This window comes from Streptomyces niveus (assembly GCF_001723055.1).
GTDB classification, from domain to species: Bacteria; Actinomycetota; Actinomycetes; order Streptomycetales; family Streptomycetaceae; genus Streptomyces; species Streptomyces niveus.
On the sequence record NZ_MDCR01000089.1, the window covers coordinates 21,268 to 28,319 of the forward strand.

The following is a 7,052-nucleotide window of genomic DNA, read 5'->3' on the forward strand; positions in this document are numbered from 1 at the left end:
ACCCGCAAACGGCCTGCTGCCCGGTTTTGCGCGACCTAGCATGCGGCAGCAACGGGACCGCTTTGCCGAGCCATTCGGAGTTGCCCCTATGACGCTTCAAAGCAAGATCCGTTCATCGCTTCCCCCGAGCCATGGCATGAGCCCCTCTGTAAGAGGCGGACTGTCGGTCGCCGCGCTCGTACTCGTCCCGCTCCTCGCCGTCGCGGGGGGTGACGGATTCCGCGCGATGCTCGACTTCACCTCCGGTGTTCTGTCACTGGTGTCGCTGACGGCGGCCGTCGCCTGGGGCCTGATGGCCACCGACCGGCTGCTGCTCTCCCCGCGCCACCGGCTGCTCGCCCAGGGCATCCACCGCTTCACTGCGATGGCCTCCCTCGGCTTCCTGCTGCTGCACGCCACGGTGAAGGTCTCGCTCGGGCATGTGGCGCTGATCGGCGCCGTGCTCCCCTTCGGCCTCGGGATCACCGGCACCAGCGGCCTCATCGGCCTCGGCTCGCTCGCCGGCTTCCTGATGGTGATCGCCGCCGCGACCGGCGCGCTGCGCAGCGCCTTCGCCGTCCCCGGCAGGATCGCCGGGCGCTGGCGCGCGCTGCACATGCTGGCCTATCCGGCCTGGTGCTTCGCGCTGATGCACGGGCTGTACGCGGGGCGCGCCGCCGCGACCTGGGTGATGACCCTGTACTGCCTGGCGCTCGTCGCCGTCATCGGCGCCGTCTCCGTACGACTGCTGCCGCCGCCGGTCAAGCGGCGTCTCGCCGACAAGATCCTCCAGCTGACCGGCGGCGTACGCGAGACTCCCGAGCCGGACCGGCCCGCACACCGCGATCTGACCCGCGACCCGTTGCCGGGCGCCTCCGACGTGCCGGAGGTGGAGTTCGAGCCGCGCTTCCCGCGACAGCGCTCCGCGTCGGCGCCGGCTTCCGCCGGGGCGTCGGCCGTACCGCTCGGTCCGCCGCTGGGCGCGAGCCGGGTCCCGCCGCGCATCGCCCCGCCGTCGCCTCCTCTTTACGAGGCGGGGCGCCCGCCGAGCGCGGATCCGTTCGCCGACACCTTCGTGCCCGAGTCCTACGCGCCGCCGTCGGCCGCGCCGTACGCCCCCGCCCCGCCGGCGCCGCCGTCCACGGCTTCCTATCCGGATCCGTTCGCGGACACGTTCGTCGATCCCGGGGCCGAGCGACGTGGCCCCGGCGCCGGCGCCGGTCCGAGGCTGTCGGCCGGCTACCGCGCGGTCTCGGGCACCCCGGCGCCCGCGCCTCCGCCCTCGCCCTTCGCGGGTCCTGCCGACCCGGCGGACCCGCTGACGTCGCCGGAGATCCCGTACGCCGAGCGCGTCCCGATGACCGAGGAGATACCGGTCATCAGCGAGCCGTCTGCGGCCGGGGCGGGTCTGTGGCCGACGCCGTCGCCCCCGCCGCCCGCGCGGGCCAGGGTCCACGAGACGGGTGCCGACCCCGCGCCGCCGATGGCCGCGCCTCCCGTGGCCGACCCGTACCAGCAGCCGTCTCCGTACCAGGAGCCGTATCAAGCGCCGTACGCACAGCCGTATCCGCAGCAGGAGACATACCCGCGGGCTGAGACAAACCCGCCGTCCGACACGTACCTACAGTCGGCCCCCTATCCGCAGCCCGACAGCACCCCGGCACCCGGCGTCCGCCAACAGGCCGCCCCGTACCGGCAGTCGGACGACACGTTCGCGCAAGCTCCCGCCGACGGCGGGGGAACCCCGAGTGCCGGTGAACCCTGGTACCCACCCGCAGGAGACCGACAGTGAACGCCCCTCTCCCCGACGTCCCCGAAGTCCGTGTCGTCGGCCTTCCCCAGCTGACACAGGGATTCGACCTCGTCGAGCGACTCGACCTCTCCATGCACCTGAAGGTGCACGGGCCGTTGGAGCCGCTGACCGGGGAACTGCTCGCGCAGCTCGCCGAGAACATCAGCCTGCGCGGGCGCGGTGGCGCCGGATTCCCCTTCGGTAAAAAGCTGCGCGCCGTCGCCAAGGCGTCGATCCGGCGCGGGGTGCGCCCGGTCGTCGTCATCAACGGCAGCGAGGGCGAACCGGCCTGCCGCAAGGACACGGTGCTCCTCAACCGCGCGCCCCATCTGATCCTGGACGGCGCCCTGTTGGCGGCCGAGGCGCTGGGCGCGCGCACCCTGGTCGTCGCCGTCACCCGCAACTCCACGGAGATATCCATGCGGGCCGCGCTCGCCGAGCGCGGGCTGTCCGACCGGCGCGGGCAGCAACTGCGGGCGCGGGTGATCCGTACGCCCGAGCGCATGGTCTCCGGCGAGGCGTCGTCCGTGATCCGCGCGGCGAACGGCGGGCCCGCCCTGCCGCCCGGCCGCCGCGAGCGGGCCGCCGAGTCGGGCGTCGGAGGCGCCCCGACGCTGCTGTCCAACGCGGAGACGTACGCGCAACTGGCCATCGGCGCCCGGATCGGCGCCCGCCGCTACGGGCACACCGGGCTCGACGCGGAGCCGGGCACCGTCATGCTCACCGTCTCCGGCGGCGTCGCCCGTCCGATGGTCGTGGAGGTGCCGACGGGTGTGCCGCTGCGGTACGTCCTCCAGCTCGCCGGGGCGCCGCCCCTCCCCCAGGGCGTGCTGACCGGCGGCTACCACGGCAACTGGATCGACTCGGTCGCCGCGCACGACGCCGTCGTGTCGCGCGAGTCCCTGGCGGCGGTGGGCGGTTCGCTGGGCGCGGGCGCGATTTTGCCGATCGGCCCGGAGACCTGTCCGCTGGGTGAGGCGCTGCGGGTGGCCAACTGGCTCGCCGCCGAGACGGCCGGTCAGTGCGGGCCCTGCAAGCTGGGCCTGCCGGCCGCGGCGGGCGGTCTCAGCGACGTACTGAACGGCGGCGGTCCCGCGGCCCTGGAGGCGCTGCGCGAGGTGACGCAGGCGGTACGGGGGCGGGGCGCGTGCAAGCATCCCGACGGATCCGCGCGGTTCTTCATGTCCACGCTCTCGGCCTTCACCGACGATCTCGCCGCCCATGTGCTGGACGGCGGCTGCGGTCGCGACACCACCGGTGTGCTGCCGCTGCCGGGGCCCGGCTACCAGAGCGCCGAGGAGTCCATCCCGAGCGGCGAGAAGCTGGCGGTGGACTGGACGCTCTGCCAGGGGCACGGGCTCTGCGCGGACATCGTGCCGGAGCTGATCCGGCTGGGCCCCGACGGCTATCCGGCGCTCGCCGACGCCTCCGTACCGATGCATCTGCGGGGCCGTGCCCAGCGTGCCGTACGGCGCTGCCCGGCGCTCGCGCTCCGTATCGAGCAGCCGGCGCCGCAGCGGCCCGCGCGGCAGGGCGGTCCGGCGGCGCTGCCGTCGGGCGGTGGCAGGAAGGCACTGGGCAGCGGGCGCTGACCCGCTCGCCTCCTTAAAGAGGCCGGTCGTCAGTGCGGCCGGTAGACCGAGACGAGGAAGGAGACGGTCACCGGAAGCGGCGTGTCCAGCGACGCGACGCTCCGGTGGACGTCTTCGAGGCTGAGGTGATGGGCGCTCGGGCCCATCAGGATCAGATCGCGTACGTCCTGGTCCGTCATGGCGACCTGTCGCTCCACGACCTCCGTACGCTCCTGCCGGAAGTGACCGGACAGCGTGCGGTGCAGCCGGTCCTCCTTGGCGGCGTCGACCGACAACATGCCGAGGCTCGCGGGGAGTTCCCCGAGATGGCGGGCCGTGGGGGTGACGACGACGAGGGCGCCGTCCGGCCGCAGGACGCGTTGGAACTCGGGCCCGTTGCGGGGCGCGAAGACGTTGATCACGACGTCGGCGGCGCCGCTCACGACGGGCAGCGGCTTCCAGATGTCCCAGGTCGCCGCCCCCGCTCGCGGATGGGCGCCGGCGGCCTTGCGCAGCGCGAACTTGGAGACGTCGAGGCCCAGTCCCACGGCTTCGGGCAGGGCGTCGAGCACGGTGGCGAGGTAGTACCCGGTGCCCGCCCCGGCGTCCATGACGGTGCCGTCGGGCGGGCACAGGTCCGCGACGGTCGCGGCCAGGGCGCGGGCGAGCGGCGCGTAGTGGCCTGCCTTCAGGAACAGGGTCCGGGCCGTCACCATGTCCGCGCTGTCGGCGTTCGCCGCGTTCGTGTTCCCGGTCAGCAGGCTGAGATAGCCCTGACGGGCGACATCGAACGAATGGCCCTCGGCGCAGCCGAGTGACTTGACCTGCCGGAGTGTGGCGAAGGATGCCGGGACGCCGTGCGGGGGCGCGAGCGGTCCGCCGCACAGGGGGCATCTCAGCACGCCGAGCAGCCGGTGCCAAAGGCCGGGCGCGGCGGGTGAGTTGGGCACGGTGTTCCTCCGCGACGGGCGGTCAACAAGAAGAACCCGCCCGGACGTGGCGTCCGGACGGGAACTTCTGAGATGTGGAGCTAAGGAGAATTGAACTCCTGACCTCCTGCATGCCATGCAGGCGCTCTACCAACTGAGCTATAGCCCCTTGTGAGGTACCGCACTTCGGGGATCCCCTCTGCGGCGGTGCCAACATTACACGGTCCCTCGGGCCGTCCGCCAAATCGTTTCCGATTTGCACCGATAGGGCTGCTACTGTCACCCTTCGTGACCGCTCTCGCTCCCGTATTCGCACGGGTCACCGCCGGCCGCCGTTCCGTCCTCCTCGGCGCCGCGGTCTGTCTGTTGTCCTTCGCGGTGTTCTGGATCGCGCAACGCGCCGCCGCGGTCTCGATGATCGACGTGATGGTCTACCGGGCCGAGGGCCGTACGGTGCTCGACGGGGGCGACCTGTACGCGATGCGCGCCACCCACGCGGGTCTCCCGACGACCTATCCGCCGTTCGCGGCACTGCTGTTCACACCGCTGACGCTGCTGGGTGTCCCGGAGATGCGCACCCTCGCCACGGTAGGCAATCTCGTGCTCCTCGTCGCGTTCGTCCACCTCTCACTGAGGTTGACGTTCCGTACGGCGGTGCGGCCCGGCACCGCCCTGTGGGTGGCCGCGCTCGCCGTCTGGTGCGAGCCGGTGTGGACGACCTTCCGTTACGGACAGATCAATCTGCTGATCGGTGTCGCCGTCCTGTGGGACCTCACCCGGCGTGACGGTCACCGCTGGGCGGGCGTCGGCATCGGTCTGGCGACGGCGATCAAGCTGACGCCCGCGCTCTTCGCCGTCATGCTGCTGATCACCGGCCTGCTGCGGTTCCGTGAGGCGGGCTGGAATCCCTGGCTGCGCAGGACGGCGACGGCGGTGGGCACGTTCCTCGTGGTCACCATCGCGTCCGCCGTCGTCCTGCCGTACGACTCCCACCGCTTCTGGACCGACATCGTCTTCCGGGCGGACCGGGTGGGTCGCGTCGAGGGCGCCGCGAACCAGTCGCTGCGCGGAGTCTTGGCACGGGCGCTGCACACCGTCGATCCGTCGGCCTGGTGGCTGCCGGTGGCCACCGTCGTCGCGGCGGCCGGGCTGACCGTGGCGGTCACGGCGGCCCGGCGCGGGCTCACGGCGGAGGCCACCGTCGCCTGCGCGGCCACGGCCCTGCTGATCAGCCCGATCTCCTGGTCGCACCACTGGGTGTGGTGTGTGCCGATGGTGCTGCTCCTGGTGGCACACGGGCGGACGGAATGGGCCGCGGTGACGGGGATGGGCTTCTTGTCGTACGCGCTGTGGCGGGTGCCGCACGGCGCCGCCGAACGGCTTGAACTCGCCCAGAATCGCGGGCAGATGATGCTCACGGCGCTCTATCCGACGATGGCACTGGGGCTGCTGGCGTATCTGGCGGTCGCCGACCGGAGGGAGCGGGCGCCGGTCATGGAGCGCACGGAGCCGACGGACTACGCGGTGGCGAAGGAGTAGAAGCGCTTGAGCGTGCAGTGCTCGTCGAGGAGCCGGCCGTAGATGGGTTCGCCCTCCAACTCCCGGTACGTTTCGATGGGATCGCCCTTTATGATCAGCGCCCGGGCGCACTCCTCACACCAGTACTGGAACGAGGCGTTGAGCGGGTCCATGTCCCGGACGATGGGGGTGCCACTGCCGCACCAGTCGCATTTTCTCCTGTGCGCACCCATCAATCAGCTCCAGCTGTGGCCGCAGGCCGTGCACACGTAGGAAACTCCGCCGTTGTCGCCGAGTACTTGGGCCACATGGAAGGAACCGCACGACGGGCAGCTCAGGCCGGTGGCCGACTCCGCCGCCGCGAGCAGGGCACCGACTTCGTCGATGCTGCTGGCGGGCATCGCGCTCTCTCCTCCCGATCCGGGCCGTCGTCCCCCTCCGGCCGTCCGATTCTGTCACGGGTTCGCAAGGAGGGCAGCATGATCAGGCCGGACCGTCGCCGTCGGCGGGGCCTGTACGCCGTCCCGGACGGGCAGAGGCGTCGGCAGACGTACCGGCGGAGGCACCGGCCGCCGTTCCCGCGCCGGGCCCGAGAATCGCACCGAGGACAGCCGCCCCGGCCAGCGCCAGCCCCGCGATCCACAGCGCGTGGCCGGACGCGACGGACCCCGGCCCGTCCAGCTGGTCGAGGAAGAGCGTGCCGAAGGTCGCGACGCCGATCAGCTGACCGAGCTGGGTCACGGTCATCAACAGCCCGCTGGCGTCCGCCGCGTCCTCCTTGGCCACGGCGGCGAGCGCGCCCGTCAGCGTGGGGCTGTACCCGAGCGCCAGACCCACGCCCATGCCGAGAAACGCGACGTACATCCACGCCCCGCCATCGCCGCCGTCGCGCAGCACCAGTCCGACAGCCACCGTGAACAGCGCGATGAGAGCGAACCCGGCCGGGATCAGCCTCCTTTGGAGGCGGGCGGGCCACCGGCGCCAGGTCAGTCCGACCACGCCGAAGACCACCGCCGTCGGCGCGAAGCTGAGCCCGGTGCGCAGCGCGCTGTGACCGAGGCCGGACTGGAAGTGCAGCGCGAAGACGAAGAGGAAGCCCGCGTTGATGGCCATCACCAGGGTGATCCGCACGGCCGCGCGGCCCATCCCCGGAAGACGCGGCACGTGCGGTGCGATCAGCGGGGCGCCGCCGCGCCGGGCGAGCCGGGACTCATGCGCGAGGAAGGCGGCGAAGGCGACGGCCGCGGCCCCCAGCGACAGCCA

At 72.3% G+C, this 7,052-nt stretch carries 7 protein-coding genes and 1 tRNA gene; 3 read left to right on the forward strand and 5 right to left on the reverse strand.

All coding sequences use genetic code 11. The annotated features are described in order from the left end of the window. Positions 1–136: 136 nt before the first annotated feature. Together BHU15_RS12360 and BHU15_RS12365 are read left to right on the forward strand one after the other, a co-directional pair. Positions 137–1,771, forward strand: a complete 1,635-nt coding sequence (locus BHU15_RS12360) for a ferric reductase-like transmembrane domain-containing protein (RefSeq protein WP_069627240.1) — start codon at positions 137–139, stop codon at positions 1,769–1,771. Beyond that, positions 1,768–3,363, forward strand: a complete 1,596-nt coding sequence (locus tag BHU15_RS12365) for an NADH-quinone oxidoreductase subunit NuoF family protein (RefSeq protein ID WP_023541814.1) — start codon at positions 1,768–1,770, stop codon at positions 3,361–3,363. Before BHU15_RS12360 ends, BHU15_RS12365 begins: the two co-directional genes overlap by 4 nt. Positions 3,364–3,392: 29 nt before the next feature. On the opposite strand, the gene BHU15_RS12370 is transcribed toward BHU15_RS12365, so the two are convergent. Together BHU15_RS12370 and BHU15_RS12375 are read right to left on the reverse strand one after the other, a co-directional pair. After that, complete coding sequence (locus tag BHU15_RS12370) at positions 3,393–4,292, reverse strand: putative RNA methyltransferase (protein WP_079128095.1); 900 nt, start codon at positions 4,290–4,292, stop codon at positions 3,393–3,395. A 75-nt stretch (positions 4,293–4,367) separates the two neighbouring features. Next, positions 4,368–4,440: transfer RNA gene (locus BHU15_RS12375), tRNA-Ala, on the reverse strand. A 119-nt stretch (positions 4,441–4,559) separates the two neighbouring features. Between BHU15_RS12375 and BHU15_RS12380 the strand changes: the two genes are divergently transcribed. Beyond that, positions 4,560–5,810, forward strand: coding sequence for a glycosyltransferase 87 family protein (locus BHU15_RS12380; protein WP_069627241.1), 1,251 nt, complete (start codon positions 4,560–4,562; stop codon positions 5,808–5,810). Here BHU15_RS12380 and BHU15_RS12385 read toward each other — a convergent pair. The 3 genes from BHU15_RS12385 to BHU15_RS40100 form a co-directional block, all read right to left on the reverse strand. Next, positions 5,789–6,022, reverse strand: coding sequence for a hypothetical protein (locus BHU15_RS12385; RefSeq protein ID WP_031231688.1), 234 nt, complete (start codon positions 6,020–6,022; stop codon positions 5,789–5,791). The genes BHU15_RS12380 and BHU15_RS12385 overlap by 22 nt on opposite strands. Positions 6,023–6,025: 3 nt before the next feature. After that, the gene (locus tag BHU15_RS40095; protein ID WP_023541810.1) at positions 6,026–6,190 is read right to left on the reverse strand and encodes a hypothetical protein; all 165 of its coding nucleotides are present in this window, start codon (positions 6,188–6,190) and stop codon (positions 6,026–6,028) included. An 82-nt stretch (positions 6,191–6,272) separates the two neighbouring features. Then, positions 6,273–7,052: MFS transporter (locus BHU15_RS40100; RefSeq protein WP_368483199.1), on the reverse strand; the 780-nt coding region annotated here is incomplete at its 5' end.